This is a genomic window from Clostridium sp. AM29-11AC (assembly GCF_003480545.1).
Taxonomy (GTDB): Bacteria; Bacillota; Clostridia; order Lachnospirales; family Lachnospiraceae; genus Otoolea; species Otoolea saccharolyticum_A.
On the sequence record NZ_QUJI01000006.1, the window covers coordinates 91,867 to 111,629 of the forward strand.

The 19,763-nt window shown below is 51.4% G+C and carries 17 protein-coding genes and 1 other annotated feature; of the genes, 2 read left to right on the forward strand and 15 right to left on the reverse strand.

Translation table 11 applies throughout. From position 1 onward, the window contains the following. Window positions 1–15: 15 nt before the first annotated feature. The 5 genes from DW757_RS06700 to pyrH all read right to left on the reverse strand — a co-directional run bounded on the left by DW757_RS06700 (window position 16) and on the right by pyrH (window position 4,304). Window positions 16–1,161: a 1-deoxy-D-xylulose-5-phosphate reductoisomerase gene (locus DW757_RS06700; RefSeq protein ID WP_118751362.1), complete on the reverse strand. Its 1,146-nt coding sequence runs from the start codon at window positions 1,159–1,161 to the stop codon at window positions 16–18. A gap of 187 nt (window positions 1,162–1,348) precedes the next feature. Beyond that, on the reverse strand, window positions 1,349–2,149 hold the full coding sequence (locus tag DW757_RS06705; RefSeq protein WP_008398401.1) for a phosphatidate cytidylyltransferase: 801 nt from the start codon (window positions 2,147–2,149) through the stop codon (window positions 1,349–1,351). 17 nt (window positions 2,150–2,166) lie between these two features. Continuing rightward, a complete protein-coding gene (locus DW757_RS06710; protein WP_008398403.1) occupies window positions 2,167–2,889 on the reverse strand; it encodes an isoprenyl transferase in 723 nt (240 codons plus the stop codon). Window positions 2,890–3,032: 143 nt separating this feature from the next. After that, a complete protein-coding gene (gene frr / locus DW757_RS06715; RefSeq protein ID WP_008398406.1) occupies window positions 3,033–3,587 on the reverse strand; it encodes a ribosome recycling factor in 555 nt (184 codons plus the stop codon). A 15-nt stretch (window positions 3,588–3,602) separates the two neighbouring features. After that, a complete protein-coding gene (gene pyrH / locus DW757_RS06720) occupies window positions 3,603–4,304 on the reverse strand; it encodes a UMP kinase (RefSeq protein ID WP_118751328.1) in 702 nt (233 codons plus the stop codon). A gap of 408 nt (window positions 4,305–4,712) precedes the next feature. On the opposite strand from pyrH, the gene DW757_RS06725 reads away from it, so the two are divergent. Beyond that, complete coding sequence (locus DW757_RS06725; protein ID WP_008398444.1) at window positions 4,713–4,940, forward strand: phosphopantetheine-binding protein; 228 nt, start codon at window positions 4,713–4,715, stop codon at window positions 4,938–4,940. Between the two features lie 47 nt (window positions 4,941–4,987). Here the strand turns inward: DW757_RS06725 and DW757_RS06730 are convergent, their stop codons facing one another. The 6 genes from DW757_RS06730 to rbr form a co-directional block, all read right to left on the reverse strand. Further along, complete coding sequence (locus DW757_RS06730; RefSeq protein WP_015574109.1) at window positions 4,988–5,611, reverse strand: CatB-related O-acetyltransferase; 624 nt, start codon at window positions 5,609–5,611, stop codon at window positions 4,988–4,990. 203 nt (window positions 5,612–5,814) lie between these two features. Then, on the reverse strand, window positions 5,815–7,041 hold the full coding sequence (locus tag DW757_RS06735; RefSeq protein WP_021966470.1) for an amidohydrolase: 1,227 nt from the start codon (window positions 7,039–7,041) through the stop codon (window positions 5,815–5,817). A 224-nt stretch (window positions 7,042–7,265) separates the two neighbouring features. Then, window positions 7,266–8,225, reverse strand: coding sequence for a MetQ/NlpA family ABC transporter substrate-binding protein (locus DW757_RS06740; RefSeq protein ID WP_118751363.1), 960 nt, complete (start codon window positions 8,223–8,225; stop codon window positions 7,266–7,268). A 98-nt stretch (window positions 8,226–8,323) separates the two neighbouring features. After that, window positions 8,324–9,001 (reverse strand): methionine ABC transporter permease, encoded by a 678-nt coding sequence (locus DW757_RS06745; RefSeq protein ID WP_118751329.1) that lies wholly within the window; start codon window positions 8,999–9,001, stop codon window positions 8,324–8,326. Beyond that, the gene (locus DW757_RS06750; RefSeq protein WP_118751330.1) at window positions 8,998–10,029 is read right to left on the reverse strand and encodes a methionine ABC transporter ATP-binding protein; all 1,032 of its coding nucleotides are present in this window, start codon (window positions 10,027–10,029) and stop codon (window positions 8,998–9,000) included. The genes DW757_RS06745 and DW757_RS06750 overlap by 4 nt, the downstream gene beginning before the upstream one ends. A gap of 138 nt (window positions 10,030–10,167) precedes the next feature. Further along, window positions 10,168–10,419, reverse strand: a binding site (T-box leader). A gap of 356 nt (window positions 10,420–10,775) precedes the next feature. Continuing rightward, the gene (rbr, locus tag DW757_RS06755; RefSeq protein WP_008398455.1) at window positions 10,776–11,309 is read right to left on the reverse strand and encodes a rubrerythrin; all 534 of its coding nucleotides are present in this window, start codon (window positions 11,307–11,309) and stop codon (window positions 10,776–10,778) included. Between the two features lie 400 nt (window positions 11,310–11,709). Between rbr and glmS the strand changes: the two genes are divergently transcribed. After that, window positions 11,710–13,548 (forward strand): glutamine--fructose-6-phosphate transaminase (isomerizing), encoded by a 1,839-nt coding sequence (gene glmS, locus DW757_RS06760; RefSeq protein ID WP_118751331.1) that lies wholly within the window; start codon window positions 11,710–11,712, stop codon window positions 13,546–13,548. 158 nt (window positions 13,549–13,706) lie between these two features. Here the strand turns inward: glmS and codY are convergent, their stop codons facing one another. The 4 genes from codY to DW757_RS06780 form a co-directional block, all read right to left on the reverse strand. Further along, a complete protein-coding gene (gene codY / locus DW757_RS06765) occupies window positions 13,707–14,486 on the reverse strand; it encodes a GTP-sensing pleiotropic transcriptional regulator CodY (RefSeq protein WP_008398458.1) in 780 nt (259 codons plus the stop codon). 336 nt (window positions 14,487–14,822) lie between these two features. Continuing rightward, complete coding sequence (gene topA, locus DW757_RS06770) at window positions 14,823–16,925, reverse strand: type I DNA topoisomerase (protein ID WP_118751332.1); 2,103 nt, start codon at window positions 16,923–16,925, stop codon at window positions 14,823–14,825. Between the two features lie 9 nt (window positions 16,926–16,934). Beyond that, the gene (gene dprA, locus DW757_RS06775; protein ID WP_087384406.1) at window positions 16,935–18,029 is read right to left on the reverse strand and encodes a DNA-processing protein DprA; all 1,095 of its coding nucleotides are present in this window, start codon (window positions 18,027–18,029) and stop codon (window positions 16,935–16,937) included. Next, window positions 18,026–19,591, reverse strand: coding sequence for a YifB family Mg chelatase-like AAA ATPase (locus tag DW757_RS06780; protein WP_118751333.1), 1,566 nt, complete (start codon window positions 19,589–19,591; stop codon window positions 18,026–18,028). Before DW757_RS06780 ends, dprA begins: the two co-directional genes overlap by 4 nt. Between the last annotated feature and the right edge of the window lie 172 nt (window positions 19,592–19,763).

The following is a 19,763-nucleotide window of genomic DNA, read 5'->3' on the forward strand; positions in this document are numbered from 1 at the left end:
TCTTATCCGCTTCTCCTAAAAGTTACAGCTGTTCAGATAATCGTAAGTTTCCTGCTCCGCCGCAAGGATTTCATCCACGGAGGGGTTGTCAATCACCTTATGCTGTCTCATGGCAGCCTCTATCATGTCAGTGATGGCAAGATAACTGATTTTTCTGTCTAAAAACCTGGCAACTGCCAGCTCATTGGCAGCATTAAACACAGTGGGAAGGGAACCGCCCCTCACGCCGGCCTCTCTTGCCAGGGCAAGCCCTCTGAAGTTTTCATAGTCGGGAGCCTCAAAGGTAATCTGCCCAAATTTTGTGAAATCTAACCTTTCGCCAGGCAGGAATCTTCGCTCAGGATAGTAGAGCGCATACTGAATGGGCAGCTTCATGTCCGGAGTTCCAAGCTGGGCAATTACTGCGCCGTCCTCAAATTCTACCATCGAGTGGATGACGCTCTGGGGCTGAACGACCACCTGCACCTGATCCATTGTCACGCCAAACAGCCATTTCGCCTCCATCACCTCAAGTCCCTTATTTACCATGGTGGAGCTGTCGATGGTAATCTTTCTGCCCATGGTCCAGTTGGGATGCTTCAGCGCGTCCTCCACCTGAATCTGTCTCATCTGCTCCCTGGTTCTGCCTCTGAAAGGTCCGCCGGATGCAGTCAGAAGAATCTTGTGAATCCGGCTGCCTCCCTCTCCGTTCAGGCACTGGAACACAGCGCTGTGCTCACTGTCCACCGGCAGGATCCTGACTCCCATTTTTTCCGCAAGAGGCATAATCAGATGTCCGGCCGTCACAAGTGTTTCCTTGTTGGCCAGGGCAATGTCCTTCCCTGCCTCCATGGCAGCGATGGTGGGCCGGATTCCGAGCATTCCCACAATGGCTGTCACCACAATCTCAGCCGACGGTTCTGTGCATACCTCGATCAGACCGTCCATCCCGGACACAATCTTCACATCCAGGTCCCTCACAGACTCACGCAGCCTTCCCGCTGCCTCCTCCTCCCATACGGCGGCCAGTTTGGGCCGGAACTCCCTGATCTGCTGTTCCAGAAGCTCCACATTTCTCCCTGCCGCCAGGGCAGTTACCTCTATATCCTTATTCGTGCGCACCACTTCTAATGTCTGCGTTCCAATAGAGCCGGTGGAACCCAGAACTGCAATTTTTTTCATGTCTTCCTCCGTATATTTCATCTTCCCTGGTTTCTTCATTCCACATACATCTCAGGCTGCATTCTCCGGTCTTATCCTGCCTGTTCTCTTCCGCCTGCTTTCTTTTCCTGCTTTCTTTCTCCTGCTTCCCTCCGCTGCTTCTCTTCCGCCCGGGCCGCCGTCCTGAACGCCCCTCCGCTCAGGGACATTACCCCAGAAAGGTCAGGGCGAAGAAAATGGCTGGGGCGGTAAAGATCATACTGTCAAACCGGTCGAGCACGCCTCCGTGTCCCGGAATCAGATGGCCGTAGTCCTTTACATTGTGGTTCCTCTTGATGGCAGAGGCAGCCAGATCTCCGATCTGTGAGATCACAGCCGAGATGGCGCAGGCGATGGCGCAGGCTGCAGGCGGATTGACAATCTCCGCCATCCTGGAACCAAACACCGCTCCGAAAATCAGTCCCAGCAGGGCAGCTCCCAGGACACCGCCGACAGCTCCCTCCACCGTCTTTTTCGGGCTTAAAAGAGGCGTCAGCTTGTGTTTTCCAAACAGCATGCCCACACAGTAGGCGCAGGTATCGCAGCCCCAGGAACTCAGCACGATCAGCCATACCAGATACTTTCCGTCTGTCATTGCCCGCACCTGATACAGGTAGGACAGCATTACAGCCAGATAGAAAATACCGAAAAATGCCACTGTCACCTGCTCCGTTCTGTAGTGGGGAAACGTAATCACATAGATGGCCATTAAAATCATCAGAGCTGCAATCGCCATCAGCACCACATAGTTTTCCCGGTGAAACCAAAGAAGGGCATAGTAAAAAATTCCGGCTGCATAGCCCGCAATACCCGGCGCCTTTTTCTCGATCTCCACCACACGGTAAAGCTCAAACATACCAATCAGGGAGAGCGCCGCCGTCACAGCAAACAGAAGCGCGCCGCCAGTTCCCACGATCAGGACTGCCAGAATCACCAGCACAATTCCGCTCACAAGTCTGGTTGTAAACATGACAAATTCCCCCCTCGCTATTTGGCGCCGCCAAACCGCCTCTCTCTCGTATTATACTGGGCAATAGCTTTTACTAATTCCTCCCGGTTAAAATCCGGCCACAGGCAGTCTGTAATGTAAATCTCGCTGTATGCCAGCTGCCAGAGCAGATAGTTGGAAAGCCGGATCTCCCCGCTGGTTCGGATTAACAGATCCGGATCGGGAATTCCTGCTGTATCTAAATAGGAAGCAACCGTATCCTCTGTCACCGCATCCGGATCAAGAATACCGCTCTTAGCATCCCTCATCATCTGCTTCACTGCTCTTCTGATCTCATCGCGGCCGCCATAATTTACGGCAATCACAAAGGTCATGCCCGTATTGTCCGCTGTCTCTCTTTCCAGCCTGTCTATGCCTTCGATAATATCCTGATCAAACCTTGTTCTGTCTCCGATCATCTTTACCCGGACATTGTTGACCCTGGCAATCTTCAGAAGCCGCTTCAGGTAGTAGCGGAACAGCTGCATCAGGGCGCCCACCTCTTCTACAGAGCGCTTCCAGTTTTCCGTGGAAAAACCGTATACAGTCAGATAGTCAATGCCTAGTCTGGCTGCATCCTCAACCGTTTTCTCCACTGTCACACATCCCTGTTTATGTCCGGCAGTCCGCGGAAGCCCTCTCTTTTTGGCCCATCGGCCGTTTCCATCCAGGATCAGGGCAACATGTCTCGGTATTACCAGTTTTGAAATATCAGTTTCCATATATAACCTCCAGCAAAAACGGGGCAAAACACCAGATAGATGGCTGTCTTATCCCCGAAGCATCTGCCGGCAGAAGGTTTCACTCGTTCTGAATCCATTCTTCTGTCAGCACAAATAAGGGGCAGGCGAACCTGCCCCCCATATTAAACTGTCATAATCTCTTTTGTCTTAGTCTCAACAGCCTTATCAATCTTATCGATCATCTTATCTGTCATCTTCTGGATCTTCTCCTCTGCATCAGATAAGTCGTCCTCGGAAATCTCGTTGGCCTTCTCCATCTTCTTGAAGGTGTCGTTGGCATCGCGGCGGATATTTCTGACTGCCACCTTTGCGCCCTCACCCTTCTTCTTTACATCCTTGGCCAGCTCTTTTCTGCGCTCCTCGGTAAGCTCCGGGAAAATCAGGCGGATCACAGAGCCGTCGTTGGTGGGATTGATACCCAGGTCAGAGGTGAGAATCGCCTTCTCAATGGCCTTCACCAGGCTTTTCTCCCATGGCTGAATCTGAATCATCCTCGGCTCCGGAACAGAGATATTAGCCACCTGCTGAAGAGGTGTCGGGGCTCCATAGTAGTCGACTCTCAGCTTATCCAAAACGTGGGGGTTTGCACGTCCGGCGCGGATAGAGCTGAATTCATTCAGCAGCGCGTCATAGGACTTGTCCATCTTTTCCTCAAATATCTTCATTTTCTCCTGCATAAAAAAATCCTCCTGTTATGCGGTAACTACTGTACCGTTTATTTTCCCCTGCATCGCATTTGCAATGCCGTCCTTTTCATTTAAGCTGAACACTGCCATGGGAACATGGTTCTCCATGCACATGATGGAAGCCGTCAGATCCACTACAGCCAGCTGCTTGTCAATCACCTCCTGGATGGTGATTGTATCATACTTTTTCGCATTCGGGTTGATCTTCGGATCGCTGTCATATACGCCGTCGATGGCCTTCGCAAGAAGAATGCAGTCCGCCTCCATCTCGATGGCTTTCAGAGCCACTCCTGTGTCAGTGGAGAAATACGGATGGCCTGTTCCGCCTGCAAAGAACACTACCTTGCCCTGCCTGAAATATTTATTCGCTCTGTCCTTGGAGAAGAGCTTTGTCATAGAGCCACAGGCGAAAGGCGTGAGAATCTCCGTTTCCATACCCGTGCTTCTGAAAATTTCGGAAACGTAAATACAGTTCATCACAGTGGCAAGCATACCGATCTGATCTGCCTTGGTGCGGTCGATGGCATTGCTCTGGCGTCCTCTCCAGAAGTTTCCTCCTCCGATGACAACGCCCACCTCTGTACCGGCATCCACAGCCAGTTTTACCTGCCTGGCCACTTCCTTGACCGTGTCCTCGTCAAAGCCTGTCTTTTTCTCACCTGCCAGGGCTTCACCGCTTAACTTGAGTAATACGCGTTTCATTTCCATAAGTCTGTTCTCCCTGTTTTCTCTTGTTTGTGAGGGCAGCATAAGACCAAACGCAAAGCCGGAGTTCTGACGAAGGCAAAGGCCTGCGAAAGAAAATCCGGCGTGCAGTTTTTTGTATATCTGCCCACTTAGGGCTATTGTACCACAGAATGTGGGATTGCGCGAGGGGAATTTTTGTGAAATGGGAGAATATTGAAAATCCGGCCAACGATTTTTTATTTTTTCACAAATTTCTTTCACACTTTGGAATTTGCTGAAACACCATTGCTCACATTGTTCTTTTTTCACCTTTTTCCTTGCTTTTTCCGGCGTGTCACGCTATCATTGAACCAAAAGCCGAAAAGAAAAAATACTCTCGGAAAAATACTCTCCTGCCTGCGCAGGGGAACCGGAAAGGAGCATGTATCTATGGAACCACTCAGACTGCTTCAGGAAATCCTGAGCGAATACACCGACGCCGCTGTCACCCCCTCCGCCTCCCTCATTGAGGATCTGGGGCTGGACTCTTTTCTGATCGTCTACTTTCTCACACAGGCAGAGGAGCGCCTGGGCTTTCAGATAGACGAGTCAGAGTTTGAAACGATTGTCACCATCGGTGATGTGCTGGAGCTGGCAGAAAAGGCGAAGCAGTCCTGAATGTTCTCTGGGGACAGACGCCTTATACTCCGCAAACCCTCTGCCTGTTACAGCTTCCAGACCCATCCCCGCTGAATCGCCTCCAGGTTTTCTCTGATCCGTTCTTCCGGCCAGTCCCACCATCTAAGCTCCAGCAGCCTCTGGATCGTCCCGTCTGAGAATCTTTTCTTAATAGGCCTTGCCGGCACTCCTCCCACCACTGTGTAGGGCGCCACATCTTTTGTCACAACAGCACGGGCTCCGATTACAGCTCCGTCTCCAATGGTGACACCAGCCAGGATTACCGCCTCATACCCAATCCAGACATCATTTCCGATTACAATATCTCCCTTATTGTCCCACGCCTCGGAAACCCTTGTTTTTTCCAGCTCCCACTCCTCAAAAAAGAGCGGAAACGGATAGGATGACAGCGATCGCATTGTATGGTTTGCACTGTTAAAAAGAAACTTTGCTCCGCAGGCGATCGAGCAGAATTTTCCGATTGACAGCCGGTCGCCATTAACCGGATAGTGGTACAATACGTTGTTTTTCTGAAAATCTGCCGGAGGGTGGACGAAATCATGATACATGGTATAGCTGCCCACTGTGATGTTCGGATGGGTAATGGCATTTTTCAGATAAATGGTCTGTGTATCCCCGGTTCTGGGATACAGTTTTTCTCTGTCAGGCATTTTGTCCTCCTGTCTCTTTTACTCGGGGACGCTGCAGAATGAATTTTCAAAATCATTCAAATTCCTTTTGATTTTCAGTTCCCCTGACTTTTATTTTAAATGCCTGGGCTTCTGTATCACAATACACCGTTTGATACCGTTTTGTTCTGTATCAGGAGCCGGCTGCAGCACCACAGCAAATCATGACAGCGCTTCGGACCGGCTTATATCTCTTCCTGACTGCCGTGTGCTCCAAGCACCCACAGCGCATAGTCCACATACAGGTTGCAGGACAGGAGCAGTGCTTCCTCATCCATGTCAAACAGCCCGTGATGGTGGGCTACCCCGCTTCCGGGCTTTTCGCTGTTTCTCGTTCCAATGAAGGCGTACATTCCCCTGGCAGCGGCCAGATAGTCTGCAAAATCGTCTGCCTGCAGCGCCTTCGGATAGTTTGCCACTATATTTTCTCCGTCTGTCAGTTTCCCGGCAACCTCTGTCACCTCTCTGACTGCCTCCTCATCATTGACCAGGGGAGCTGCAAAATCTTTAAATTCCACCTGAACCTGGGCCCCATACATCCTGGCGGTCTGCTCTGCAATCTCCCTCACCCTTCTGTTCGTAAACTCTCTCACCTCGGGGAGGAAGCTTCTGGTTGTTCCCTCGATCTCAGCATGTTCCGCTACGATGTTGTACTGGGTTCCGGCCCTCACCACGCCGACGCCTACCACCACTGTCTCCAGAGGATTCGTGCTTCTTGCAACAATGCTCTGAAGGTTTACCACAATCTGGGAGGCGATGTAGGCTGCATCAATTCCCAGCTGAGGGGTGGAGACATGGGCGCCCTTTCCTGTTACGCTGATCTTAAAATAGTCGCAGCTGGCGTTCTGAGGGCCTGCTGTCAGGGCAACTTTTCCGCTGTCCAGCCCGCTCGCCACATGGGCGCCAAAGACTCTTGAAACGCCTTCCAACAGCCCTGCGTTTACAAACTGGCGGGCGCCGGCGCCGATCTCCTCCGCCTGCTGGAAAAACAGCCGTACCTGCCCGGAAAATTCTGCTTCCTTTTCCTTCAGAATTTTGGCGGCAGTCAGCAGAGTGGCCGTATGTCCGTCGTGGCCGCAGGCATGGCAGACGCCCTCGTTCACCGAGCGGTAGGCCACATCCTTCAGATCCTCCATGGCCAGGGCGTCAATGTCAGCCCTCAGGGCCACGATTCTCTTTCCCCTGCCTGAAGCTTCTCCTGTGAAATCATCTTCTGCCTTTTTCCCGTCTATCCAGGCATAAACTCCCGTCTCTCCCACCCTCTCATGGGGAACCGCCATCTTGTCAAGCTCCTCCTCTATTTTCCGGCAGGTATTGTACTCTTTTAAGCTGACCTCCGGGTGGGCGTGAAAATACCGCCTCATTCCGATGAGATACTCTCTCTCCCGTGATACATATTCCTTAACTGCCACTGTCTTTCCCTCCATTTCAGGCTGTTTTCCGGCTGGCCTGCAGTTTTTCTTCTGCAGTTTGCCTGCTCTTTTTGGCTTTCTTTGCCTTTTTCAGCTTTGCTCTTTTTCTCTTTATCAGTCTGCTTCGCCTTTTCTTTTCAGAGAGAGGCAGATGAAACTGCTCTCATCTGCCTCCTATTAAAAATCTTTCTTCTAAAAATCTTTTTTCTTACTTCTTACAATAATTACTCTGCTTCTGCCTCTGTCTCCGGGCTCTCTGCTCCCTCTGACTCAGGAGCGTCAGCCTCTCCGGCGCCTTCCCATGCACACAGGAAAGCTCCCTGGTAGGCCTCCTCGATGGTCTTTTCTACCTCAGGAGACTGGTAAGCCTCCACGATCTTTTTATACACCTCGTTATCCTTGTCCTCTGTGCGGGCTGCAATAACATTGACCAGCTCCGGAACCTGTGTATTTGTATCTGGATTTACGTCCTCTGTGAAGATAGAGTCTGTAGTCGGATTCAGTCCTGCCGTGTAAGCATTTCCGCCGTTGATGATGGCTGCTGCGCAGTCCGGAAGGATATTTGCCAGGGTAGCGGACTCAGCCTCCATGATCTCGATCTGCACGTTGTACTTTGTGATATCGGCCTTTGTGGGAACAAAGCCCTTCTCCGGATCGCACTCAATGAGTCCGGCCTGCTCTAAAAGCTTTAAGGCTCTTCCTCCGTTTGTCAGATCATTTGGAATGGCAATGGTATCTCCGTCCTTGATGTCCTCAATGGAGGAAACCTTATCCTTATTATTATAGATGGCTAACGGAGCGATGATAGTATCTCCGATTGCCGTCAGATCGTATCCCTTCTGAGCCATATCTGTTTCCAGATAGGTCTTGGTCTGGAAGGCATTCAGGTCAATCTCGCCGTCGGCAAGAGCCCGGTTGGGAGCCGCATAGTCGGTGAATTTTACCAGCTTTACCTGGATGTTCTCCGGAGCCAGAAGCTCGTTGACCGTATCCCACTGAGCGTTATACTCTCCAACCACACCGATCTCCACTACAGTAGGCTCTTCGGCGCTCTTTTCTGCCCCTGCGCTCTCTGAGCCCTTGTTCGCCGTGTCCGCGCTTCCGCTTCCGGAGCATCCGTAGAGGGCAAATGCAGCTGCTGCCACTGTCAATACTGCTGCTGTCTTTTTCCAAGTCTTTTTCATAATCATTCTCCTTTTCTCTCTTCTGAATTTCTTTATCTCTTCCCCGCCCATAGAACTTTTCTAAAAAAGCGGAAGGAAAAATCTTGAATCGTCCTGCATCAGTGGGTAGTTTTCTTGATTATCACATTTCCCACAAACTGGATCACACTGATAATAATGAGAATAATGATCACCGTCACCCAGCTCATATCCGTGTACCCCATCTGATAGCCGTAGCGGATGGCGAAGTCTCCGAGGCCTCCGGCTCCGATGGCTCCGGCCATGGCCGTGATTCCCACCAGACTGACAAAAGTAATCATAGTCACGCGGGTGATGCCGGGAATACTCTCTTTTAAGTAAACGCTGAAAATCATCTCCACCGGTGAAAATCCCATGGCCTCGCTGGCCTCAATAAGCCCGCGATCCACATCAGCCAGAACTGACTCGATCTGCCTTGCAAAGAAGGGGACAGTTCCCACAATCAGAGCCACATAGGCGCCCTTCACTCCCGAGCCGGTTCCCACGATCGCCCGGCTCACCGGAATCAAGAGTACCATCAGGATGATAAAAGGGATGGAGCGGATCACGTCAATGGCCTTGTCAATAATCCGGTACAGCACGACATTCTGCATGATTCCTCCTCTCTTCGTCGCGATCAGCAGCACGCCGAAGAAAATTCCCAGGAAAAAGGCGAACACTCCCGATACAAGAATCATCTGAAATGTCTGAAACAGACTCGTAATCAGCTCCCCGCCCAGCGTTTCCAGGTGCGGCGCTATGGTGTAAATAAAACTCATTCCTTAATTACCTCCATTTCTACTCCCAGGGAGCGGATATATGCAATGGCATCCTTCATGGACGCTTCTTCGCCTGACAGGGTGACAACCAGTTTTCCGAGAGGCTTTCCCTTCAGATAGTCAATGTTTCCGTAAATAATATTGGCGCTCACCCCGAACTTACTGGAAATCGCCGAGATAAGCGGCTCCCCTGCATTCCCGCCGGAGTATGTAAGAAGCACCATCTTGTCTCCCGGGTTAAGCTCCGTCAGGCTGTGTCCCTCCGCAATCAGCTCATGGATCTTTGAGAGACTGTTTGCCGTGTCGATGAAGTTTTTCGTCATCTCCTCCTTGGGATGGCTGAACACGGAAACCGTGTCTCCTTCCTCCACCACAGAGCCTCTCTCCATCACAGCCACTCTGTCACAGATGTCCTTCACCACAGCCATCTCATGGGTGATAAGGACGATGGTGATTCCTAGCTTTTCATTGACCTGCTTAAGCAGCTTTAAAATCGACTGGGTCGTCTGCGGATCCAGGGCGCTGGTGGCCTCGTCACACAAAAGCACCTTCGGATCGTTTGCAAGGGCTCTGGCGATGGCCACCCTCTGCTTCTGGCCTCCGGAAAGCTGAGACGGATAGGCGTCGCGCTTGTCGGAAAGCCCTACCAGATCCAGGAGTTCCAAAATCTTCTTATCCTTCTCCGTCTTGGAAAGACTGCTCTTTTTCAGGGGGAATGCAATATTCTGGTAGACGGTTCTGGAGCGCAGGAGATTAAAATGCTGGAAAATCATTCCGATTTTTCTTCTCACCTGGCGCAGGCGCTTTAAGTCCATGGCCGTCAGCTCCTCGCCGTCCACAAATACCCTTCCCTGAGTGGGGCGCTCAAGGAGATTGATGCACCGCACCAGCGTCGATTTTCCCGCTCCCGAAAAACCGATAATGCCGAAGATTTCCCCCTCCTCTATCTGAAGATTCACGTCCTTTACCGCATGAACGTCTCCCGCAGACGCGGTAAAGGTCTTGCTGACATGCTCTAACTGAATCATTGACTCTCATCCTTTCCTCTCTCAAACAAATCTCTGCACAGGCCGCTTGGGAAACAGCTTCTGTTTTGCCTCATTGGTCTCCTGCCCTTCAGGCTTTTTGTCTCTCAGAAAACCAAAAAACCCCCGCCCTGATATTGCTATCAGGACGAGGGCAACTGCTCCCGTGGTACCACCTAATTTCACCTGCTGCTCACACAGCCAGGCCTTATCAAGTACGTCCGCCGTAACGGATTATACTCTGTCGCTGTAACGGGCGCTCCCGTCGCGGTCTAAAATCTTCGACCGTGCGGCTCTAAGACCATCTTCACATGCCTGTCTTTATTCCCTCACACCAAACGGGAACTCTCTGTGAAAGCATCAGCCTGCTACTCTTCTCTTCACTGCCTTTTCTAGGATTCTCTTTTGAATTTTCCTTTTTTCAAATGCAGTTTCCTGCTTAAGTTGTGATTATCTTAATCCTTTCTGTCCGATTTGTCAACTGTTTTTTTATTTTCAGACAATTCCTGGTAACAATTCAGCCATACGAGGATTCGGGCAGGAAAATGCGTTGAAAGCGTGCTTTCATAAAAATTTTCCTGCCCGAATCTTCATAGAACAAACGCTCAGCGCTTCTTGTCCGCTGCAAGCGGACAAGAAGATACATGGCTGAACTCCTGCAATTTCTGTACAGCCTCAGCAGACGGAACAGATAAGAACCTGCATCATACCCGGCGCCTTCATCGGCAGTTCTTATCGACAGTTCTTATTTAGTAATTCTCCTTGCGTACTTCAAAGAAGCTCTGTGGATGAGCACATACCGGACATACCTCCGGAGCCTTCTTTCCGATGACAAGATGACCGCAGTTTCTGCACTCCCACATGGTCTCCTCGGACTTCTCAAATACTTTCTGCATCTCAACATTGTTTAAGAGCTTTAAGTATCTCTCCTCATGGGTCTTCTCAATCTCAGCCACCATTCTGAACTTGGCAGCCAGAGCTGTAAAGCCCTCCTCCTCTGCCTCCTTGGCAAAGGTTGCGTACATGTCTGTCCACTCATAGTTCTCGCCCTCTGCAGCTGACTTTAAGTTCTCCGGTGTGGAGCCGATTCCGTGGAGTTCCTTAAACCACATCTTCGCATGTTCCTTCTCATTGTTGGCTGTCTGCTCAAAGATGGCTGCAATCTGCTCATAGCCTTCCTTCTTTGCAACACTTGCGAAATATGTATATTTGTTTCTTGCCTGTGACTCACCTGCAAATGCAGTCTGTAAGTTCTGTTCTGTCTTGCTTCCCTTTAATTCCATGGTAATCCCTCCGTTTAAAATATTTTATTTTAGTAATTATTACTGTTTTATCTTACACTGGTTTCCAGAATTTGTCAAGAAGTAAAGCAACAATTTCCGGGTGACTTTGTAAGATTATAGCATTTTATCTGCGGGACACGGCTGATTTCTCACCTTTCAGACAAACGCCGAAAAAAAATTGTTTTATTTTCTTAATATTTTCTGAAATTCATTGACACTAAAAGTGATTCCCCTATAATCTGTTACCAGAGAGGCTTACCAGCCCGACGACAAACAGTCCGGCAGTCCAGGCTGCACTGTCTGAGCTTTCGCAAATGGCGCTGCCTGTTTCCCTTTCGCCCAGGCGCCGGCCCGACAGACTGCGGATTTATAAGACTTGAAATAAAGGAGTATTGAAACTATGTGCGGAATCGTTGGCTATATCGGCAGCAGGCCTGCCGCTCCTATTTTACTGAACGGACTTTCCAAGCTGGAATACAGGGGATATGATTCGGCAGGCATTGCCGTCTACAACGGAGAACAGATTGTGATGGAAAAGGTAACCGGGCGTTTAAACCGCTTAAGGGAACTGACCCGCGACGGCGAAACCCTTCCCGGCCTTTCAGGCATCGGCCACACGCGCTGGGCCACACACGGAAGCCCCTCCGATGTAAATGCCCACCCCCATTTCAACAGAGACGGCTCCATTGTGGTGGTGCACAATGGAATTATCGAAAATTATGCCAAGCTGAAACAGACTCTCATCGGCCGCGGCTATGAATTCCTGTCTGAGACGGATACAGAGGTGCTGGCCCACCTTCTCGACTATTATTATAAAGGGAAGTGTGCAGGAAACCCTCTGGCCGCCCTGACAAAAGTCATGCAGAAGGTAGAAGGCTCCTATGCCCTGGGCATTCTGTTCAGAGATTTCCCGGAGCAGATATTTGCCGCCAGAAAAGACAGCCCTCTGATTGTAGGAGGCAGTGAAGAGGGAAATTTCATCGCCTCCGATGTGCCGGCCATCCTCCAGTATACCAGAAGCGTCTACTATATGGAAAACGAGGAGATCGCCGTTCTCTCCAGGGAGGGAATCCGGTTTTTTAACATGGACGAGGAGGAGCTCTCCAAGGAGCCTGTGACCATCGAGTGGGATATTGACGCAGCTGAAAAAGGCGGCTATGAGCATTTCATGCTGAAGGAGATCTATGAGCAGCCAAAAGCAGTCCGCGACACCCTGACTCCCCGCATCAGAGACGGCAGGGTAGTCATAGAGGAGCTTGGCATGACGGACGAAGAGATCGCCCGCATCCGGAAAATTATGATCGTGGCCTGCGGCTCCGCCTATCACACAGGCGTCACAGCGAAATACGTGTTTGAGGGTATTTCCCGCATCCCGGTAGAGGTAGATTTGGCTTCCGAGTTCCGCTACCGCAACCCCATCTTCGAGGAGGGCACCCTTGTCGTCGTTGTCAGCCAGTCCGGCGAAACTGCCGACTCTCTGGCCGCTCTCAGGGAGGCCCATGAAAACGGGCAGCGGGTCCTGGGAATCGTCAATGTGGTGGGAAGCTCCATTGCCAGAGAGGCTGACAATGTCATGTACACCTGGGCAGGCCCGGAAATCTCTGTAGCCACCACCAAGGCCTACAGCGCCCAGCTGGCCGCCTTCTATCTCCTGGCTCTCCGCTTTGCAGAAGTCAGAAAGACCATCTCCCCCGAAGAATACACGGAGTACATCGATGCTCTCCTGAAGCTGCCGGAACAGATGGAGGAGATTCTGAAGGACAGGGAGCTGGTTCAGCGCTTTGCAAACCGTTACCTGGCTGCGGATCACATTTTCTTTATCGGACGCGGAATCGACTATGCCATCTCTCTGGAGGGGTCGCTGAAACTGAAGGAAATCTCCTACATTCACTCTGAGGCCTACGCCGCCGGGGAGCTGAAGCACGGAACCATTTCGCTGATCGAGGACGGTACCCTGGTGGTTGCTCTGGCGACCCAGGCACACCTCTATCCGAAGACTGTAAGCAATATCGTGGAAGTCAAGACAAGGGGAGCTTTCGTCATGGCTCTGGCCAATGAGGATAATACAGCGATTGAGCAGGTGGCCGACTATACAATCCATGTGCCGGATACCAACCGCTATTTCACCAACTCTCTGGCCATCATTCCTCTGCAGCTTTTTGCCTACTATGTATCTCTCGGCAGAGGACTTGATGTGGATAAGCCGAGAAATCTGGCAAAATCCGTGACCGTAGAGTAGCTTTCCTGATACTCTGTGAGGACTCTTTCCAGGCTGCGGCCAGGTTTCAGAACAGTTAAAGGCCCCTGATGCATCCGGCCGGCAAATCGTCCGGCCTCCATCCGGGGCCTTTATACTGAAACTGTTTCTCAAAAATAAATACTGATGAATAACTGGTTTTACTTGTTCTCAGCCTTCAGGGCTTTCAGCTCATCAAATACAACATCGTTAAGCACCTTGATATAGGTTCCCTTCATTCCGGAAGAACGAGACTCAATAACGCCGGCGCTCTCAAACTTGCGCAGCGCGTTTACGATTACGGATCTTGTAATTCCCACTCTGTCTGCAATCTTGCTTGCAACCAGGATTCCCTCGTTGCCTTCCAGTTCATCGAAAATGTGTGTGATTGCCTCAAGCTCAGAGAAGGATAAGGTGCTGATGGCGGATTTAACAATCTGAATCTTCCTTGTCTCCTCAGCATTCTCCTCGTTTACGGAACGCATCATCTCCAGGCCCACTACGGTGGTGCCGTACTCGCTCAGGATAATGTCGTCGATATCATACTGCTCATCTGACTTATAGATGAACAGGGTTCCCAGACGCTCTCCCGACATGTCGATTGGCGTGATAATCGCCTGATATTTCTTTACGTTTTCCTCTGCAAAGCCTAGAGTTGCCAGATTCACATTTTCTTTTGTCGACAATACATTCAAAAGACGCTCGTTTAACATATGGTCAACAAAGCCGCCTACCTGATCCTCAATCAGCTCCTCGATCTCATCAATCCCCGGGCAGATAGCCACTCCGAGAACCTTTCCCTTCTTGCTGATGACAAGAATATTCGAGTGAAGAATCTCACTGAGAACTTCACAGATGTCGTTGAATACCACCTTGTGTGAATGATTGTTATGCAATAATTTGTTAATTTTCCTTGTTTTGTCCAACAACTGAACGCTCATTACCAGTTACCTCCTTTTCTTAATCATAGTATTTTAAAATTATTGCTTGCTCAAATAAATTGTAACACGATTTTGTTTTAATAACAAGAGTTTTTCTGGTTTTTTCAACTTTCTTAATAGTTTTTTTTAGTAGCTGGTATAGCTGCAGATGTTTCACAGGTCATTTTCTTCTTTACAGCATTCTGAACAATCAACGAAGTGGCTTTCAACTCTCAGTTTAAAATATCTCCGCCCTCCCCTGGCGGCTCCTCCATACCAGGGCTGTCTGCTGCAGCGCTTTGGCTTCTTCGGCACAAAACAGGCAGGTACCGTTCAGGGAACCTGCCTGCCGATCATCTATTCCTGCTGCTGTCTGTTTTCCTTGGTCTTTACATAGCCGCACTCCTTATTGGTGCACAGGAGTTTGTTGCCCTTCTCCACCATCAGACCGCCGCACTCCGGGCAGCGCTCAGCAGAGGGCTTCTGCCATGACATGAAGTCGCACTCCGGGTTATTCTCACATCCGTAATACTTTCTGCCCTTCTTTGTCTTGCGGATCACAATCTCCTTTCCGCACTTTGGACAGGCGACCCCAATCTTTTCCAGGTAAGGCTTGGTATTCCGGCACTCCGGGAAGCCCGGGCAAGCCAGAAATTTCCCATGAGGACCGTATTTGATGACCATCATCCGGCCGCACAGGTCACAGGGCACATCGCTGACCTCATCAGCGATCTTCACTGCCTCCAGCTTCTTTTCCGCCTCCTTCACCGCCTCCTCCAAATCGGGATAGAAGTTCTCAATAACCGTTTTCCACTGTACCGTGCCGTCCCCGATCCGGTCCAGCAGGTACTCCATATTGGCGGTAAAGGCAGTGTCCACAATGCTCGGAAACGCCTTCTTCATCATGCGGTTGACTACTTCGCCTAACTCTGTCACATAGAGGTTTTTATTCTCCTTCACCACATACCGCCTTGCAAGGATGGTTGTGATCGTCGGCGCATAGGTACTGGGGCGGCCAATCCCCTGCTCCTCAAGAGCCTTTACCAGAGATGCCTCTGTGTAGTGGGCCGGCGGCTGAGTAAAATGCTGACTGCTCTCAAGATCCTCGCATGCAAGCACATCGCCTTTCTCCAGCTTTTCTGAGAGGACTGTGCTCTCCTCCTTCTCATCCTCCTGCACGTAGACAGACATAAAGCCGTCAAATTTCAGCTTGGAGGCAGACAGAGTAAAAAGGTATTCTCCGCCTGCATACCCGGCTGCCACGCGGACGGATGTGGTCTCATACACGGCAGCCTGCATCCGGCTGGCCGCAAACCGCTTCCAGATCAGCTGGTACAGGCGGAACAGATCCCTCGCCAGAGATTCCTTCACCACGGCAGGAGTCAGGGAGATGTCTGTGGGACGGATAGCCTCGTGGGCGTCCTGAATCTTGGCTCCTCCCTTTTTCACCGCTTCCTCTGTGGATACATACTGTTTTCCATATTTCTCTTCGATAAACTCCCTGGCTGTCTTGTCGGCCTCCTCGGCGACACGGGTGGAGTCTGTACGCAGATAGGTGATAAGTCCTATGGTTCCCTTTCCCTCAATATCCACGCCCTCGTAAAGCTGCTGGGCAAGCCTCATGGTTTTCTGGGTGGAGAAATTAAGGGTCTTGGACGCCTCCTGCTGAAGCGTGCTGGTGGTAAACGGGATCGGAGCCTTCTTCACTCTCTCCCCTGTCTTTACTTCATCCACCGTATACTGGGCTCCCTCAAGAGCTGCTGTGACAGCTTCCAGCTCCTCTTTTTTGTGGATGGCCATACGGCCCTCCCTGGTTCCGTAAAATTTGGCTGTCAGCTTTTTCTTTGAGCCTTTTGCCTTGAGTTTTGCTTCCAGATTCCAGTATTCCTCCGGGATAAAGGAGCTGATCTCTTCCTCCCTGTCGCAGATCATGCGCAGCGCCACTGACTGCACGCGGCCCGCACTCAGCCCTCTCTTTACCTTCGCCCAGAGAAGCGGGCTGATCCGATAGCCGATCATGCGGTCCAGAACGCGTCTTGCCTGCTGGGCGTCCACCAGGTTCATATCAATCGCCCTCGGCGTCTTTAAAGCCGCCTTTACGGCATTTTTCGTGATCTCATTGAATGTAATCCTGTATACCTTCTTATCTTTGCAGTCCTCCAGCTTCAGGGCCTTGGAAAGATGCCAGGAAATCGCCTCTCCCTCCCGATCAGGGTCAGTAGCCAGATAAATCTTGTCTGCTTTTTTTACTTCTTTTCTGAGCTTTGCCAGAATGTCCCCCTTGCCCCGGATGGTAATATATTTCGGTTCATAGCCATGTTCAATGTCAATCCCCATCTGGCTTTTGGGCATATCCCTCACATGCCCGTTGGAAGCGTCCACCTCATAATTTGAACCGAGAAATTTCTTGATCGTCTTCACCTTTGCCGGTGACTCCACAATTACCAAATTTTTAGCCATAGCCAACTCCTACCTGAATTTCCTAACGTAATACTGGTTTGATGTCTGGACGGCGAATCCGTCCAGTTCCAGTTTTAAAAGGACTGCCGTACATTCCCCGGCAGGCAGCCCGCTCTCCGTCACAATCTGTTCCAGATGCTTCGGTTGTAAATCTAGGCAACTATACACCATTTTCTCGTTCTTGACAAGACCATTTTCAGTTTTTTTCATAATCTTCCCGTTTTTTTCACTTTTCATGCCCAGAAGGCTCAGCACATCCTCCGGCGTCATGAGAAGCCCGGCGCCGGACTGTATTAGCTCATTGCAGCCGGCGCTTAAGGGATCGGTAACGCGTCCTGGAACTGCAAACACATCCCTGCCCTGCTCCAGAGCCAGACCTGCCGTAATCAGGGAACCGCTCCTTTTCCTGGCCTCCACCACGATCACCAGATCGGAAAGGCCGCTGATAATCCTGTTTCTCATGGGAAAATTGGCGGGGTACGGCGGTGTTTTCGGCACAAACTCCGTGATCAGCCCACCCTGCAGCCCTATCCGCTCAGCCAGCTCCGTATGCTCTCTCGGATAGCAGATGTCGATCCCGCAGCCGAGAATCCCGTAAGTGTCCCCGCCTGCCTCCAGCGCTCCCCCATGCCCTGCCCCGTCGATTCCCAGAGCCAGTCCGCTCACCACCTGAACTCCCGCTCTGGCCAGCTCTCTGGACAGGTACCTGGCCTCCTCCCTTCCATAGTAGCTGCATCCCCTCGCTCCTATGACAGCTGCCGAAGGCCTCTGATCCTCCGGCAGCCTTCCCTTTACGAACAGCCCCAGAGGCATGCCCGGAAGCTCTCTGAGCCGCTCAGGATAGCCGCTGTCGTAGATTGTGATAAAGTCTATTCCCCTCTCCCTGAGCCTATGATATTCTTCTGTGCAGGACTCCAGATTCCTTTTTTCTGAAAGGATCGCTCCCCTCTCTCTGGCCGTCAGGAAGTGACAGGCCTTAAGCTCCTGTTCCTTCATATAATATATGCTTCTGAATCCTCCCGTCTCATTCAGGAGGCGCTCCATTTTTTCGGCCCTCAGCCCTGGCACATGGCACAGCCAGTAGAGATATTCCTTTTCTGTCATTTCCGAAACCCCCAATATCTTTTTTCAAAGCTCCTGTAGGACACAGCCTCGCTCAGATGCACGCGTCCAATCTGCCTCTCTCCATCCAGATCAGCGGCTGTGCGGGCCGCCTTGAGTATCTTCTCAAGCCCCCTCGCGCTGAAGCCGTAGCTTCTGTATACAGCCTGAAGGAATTTTTCATCCTCCGGCCTGAGTCGGCAGAATTCTTCTGTTTCCGCAGGCCCCATCTCACTGTTAAACCGGATGGCCATGCCCTTGAAGCGCTCCTTCTGCATGTTTCTGGCTCTTTCCACGCGTTTTTTCATTGAGGCTGAACATTCCTCCGCCTCCTTCTGTTTCGCGCCGTCCTGCCCCCGCAGATCGCTGTAGGACACGGCAGGCACCTCCACTCCCAGATCAATCCGATCGAGAAACGGCCCAGACACCCTGCTCAGATACCTTCTGATCTGCGCTTCCGTGCAGGTACAGCGGCTCTTGTCCGGATAATGGCCGCAGCGGCATGGGTTCATGGCGCAGACCAGCATAAAATCTGCCGGAAACTCCACGCTTCCATTCAGCCTAGACACAGTAATCCGTCTCTCCTCCAGAGGCTGCCTCAGCAGATCCAGAATCCTTGCCGGAAATTCCGTCAGCTCATCGAGAAACAGGACGCCTCCCGAAGCCAGAGAGATCTCCCCGGGCCTGGGATTTCTTCCGCCTCCGGCTAGGGACTGGGCCGTGACGCTGTGGTGAGGCGCCCGAAACGGCCTGCGGGTCATAAGAGGAAGCTCCTCCGGCAGCAGGCCGCAGATACTGTACACCTTCGATACCTCTATGGCCTCCTCAAAGGTTACAGCAGGAAGAATTGAGGGGAGCCGTTTGGCCGCCATGGTCTTTCCTGTTCCGGCAGGGCCGATGAGCAGGCAGCTGTGCTTTCCCGCCGCAGCCATCTCCATGGCGCGCTTTACCGTAATCTGCCCGCATATATCTGCATAATCAGGGAAGGCCTCCTCCCCCGTCTCTTCCTCCTTTTCAAACACTTCCCTGGAGAACCACTGCCCGCGGATGTTCTCCGGCCTGCGCAGAAGCTCCGCAAGGCCGCCGAGACTGGAAACTCCCACGATCTCTATTCCCTCCACCACAGTTCCCTCTCTCACATTCCTCTCCGGCACAAAGCAGCGGGAGAACCCCGCCTGCCTGGCACAGTAGACCCGCGGGAGAATCCCATTGACCGGCTTCACCTCCCCGTTCAGGCCGAGCTCACCCAGAAATACGGCTCCTGAGGCCGTCTTTTCAAGTTCCTCCTCCAGGCAGCACAGCACTGAGGCCGCTATGGCCAGATCAAAGGCTGTTCCCTCCTTTCTGACTCCTGCCGGTGACAGATTCACCGTAATTCTCCTGGGCGGCAGAAGCACACCGGAATTTCTCAGGGCAGTTCTCACCCTCTCCTGCGCCTCTCTCACCTCCTCTGACAGGTAACCCACCATGTTGAACGACGGAATCCCGCTGCTCATATCCGTCTCAATGGCAACCAGATACCCCTCTACGCCGCGTATGCCGCAGCTCACTGTCTTGCTGAACAAAATACATACTCCCTTCCCCCGCCGTGATGTGATGCGGGCCTCTGAAACTGAATGATCGATTTGCCAGACAATCCATTCGAAACCTTCTCGGTCTGGAGGCTTCCCGGCATGGAAACTTCTGTTATAGATAATAGAATGGAACGTCATAAAAAGAAATCAATGAAAAATTAAG

What these genes read in the sequence shown, in the direction of transcription:
- pyrH (WP_118751328.1), bottom strand. Translation starts at nt 4,304, where the DNA reads ATGGAAATGAAACGCGTATTACTCAAGTTAAGCGGTGAAGCCCTGGCA.
- DW757_RS06705 (WP_008398401.1), bottom strand. Translation starts at nt 2,149, where the DNA reads ATGTTTACAACCAGACTTGTGAGCGGAATTGTGCTGGTGATTCTGGCA.
- DW757_RS06725 (WP_008398444.1), top strand. Translation starts at nt 4,713, where the DNA reads ATGGAACCACTCAGACTGCTTCAGGAAATCCTGAGCGAATACACCGAC.
- DW757_RS06730 (WP_015574109.1), bottom strand. Translation starts at nt 5,611, where the DNA reads ATGCCTGACAGAGAAAAACTGTATCCCAGAACCGGGGATACACAGACC.
- topA (WP_118751332.1), bottom strand. Translation starts at nt 16,925, where the DNA reads ATGGCTAAAAATTTGGTAATTGTGGAGTCACCGGCAAAGGTGAAGACG.
- rbr (WP_008398455.1), bottom strand. Translation starts at nt 11,309, where the DNA reads ATGGAATTAAAGGGAAGCAAGACAGAACAGAACTTACAGACTGCATTT.
- frr (WP_008398406.1), bottom strand. Translation starts at nt 3,587, where the DNA reads ATGCAGGAGAAAATGAAGATATTTGAGGAAAAGATGGACAAGTCCTAT.
- DW757_RS06750 (WP_118751330.1), bottom strand. Translation starts at nt 10,029, where the DNA reads ATGATTCAGTTAGAGCATGTCAGCAAGACCTTTACCGCGTCTGCGGGA.
- DW757_RS06710 (WP_008398403.1), bottom strand. Translation starts at nt 2,889, where the DNA reads ATGGAAACTGATATTTCAAAACTGGTAATACCGAGACATGTTGCCCTG.
- glmS (WP_118751331.1), top strand. Translation starts at nt 11,710, where the DNA reads ATGTGCGGAATCGTTGGCTATATCGGCAGCAGGCCTGCCGCTCCTATT.
- DW757_RS06700 (WP_118751362.1), bottom strand. Translation starts at nt 1,161, where the DNA reads ATGAAAAAAATTGCAGTTCTGGGTTCCACCGGCTCTATTGGAACGCAG.
- codY (WP_008398458.1), bottom strand. Translation starts at nt 14,486, where the DNA reads ATGAGCGTTCAGTTGTTGGACAAAACAAGGAAAATTAACAAATTATTG.
- DW757_RS06745 (WP_118751329.1), bottom strand. Translation starts at nt 9,001, where the DNA reads ATGAGTTTTATTTACACCATAGCGCCGCACCTGGAAACGCTGGGCGGG.
- dprA (WP_087384406.1), bottom strand. Translation starts at nt 18,029, where the DNA reads ATGACAGAAAAGGAATATCTCTACTGGCTGTGCCATGTGCCAGGGCTG.
- DW757_RS06740 (WP_118751363.1), bottom strand. Translation starts at nt 8,225, where the DNA reads ATGAAAAAGACTTGGAAAAAGACAGCAGCAGTATTGACAGTGGCAGCA.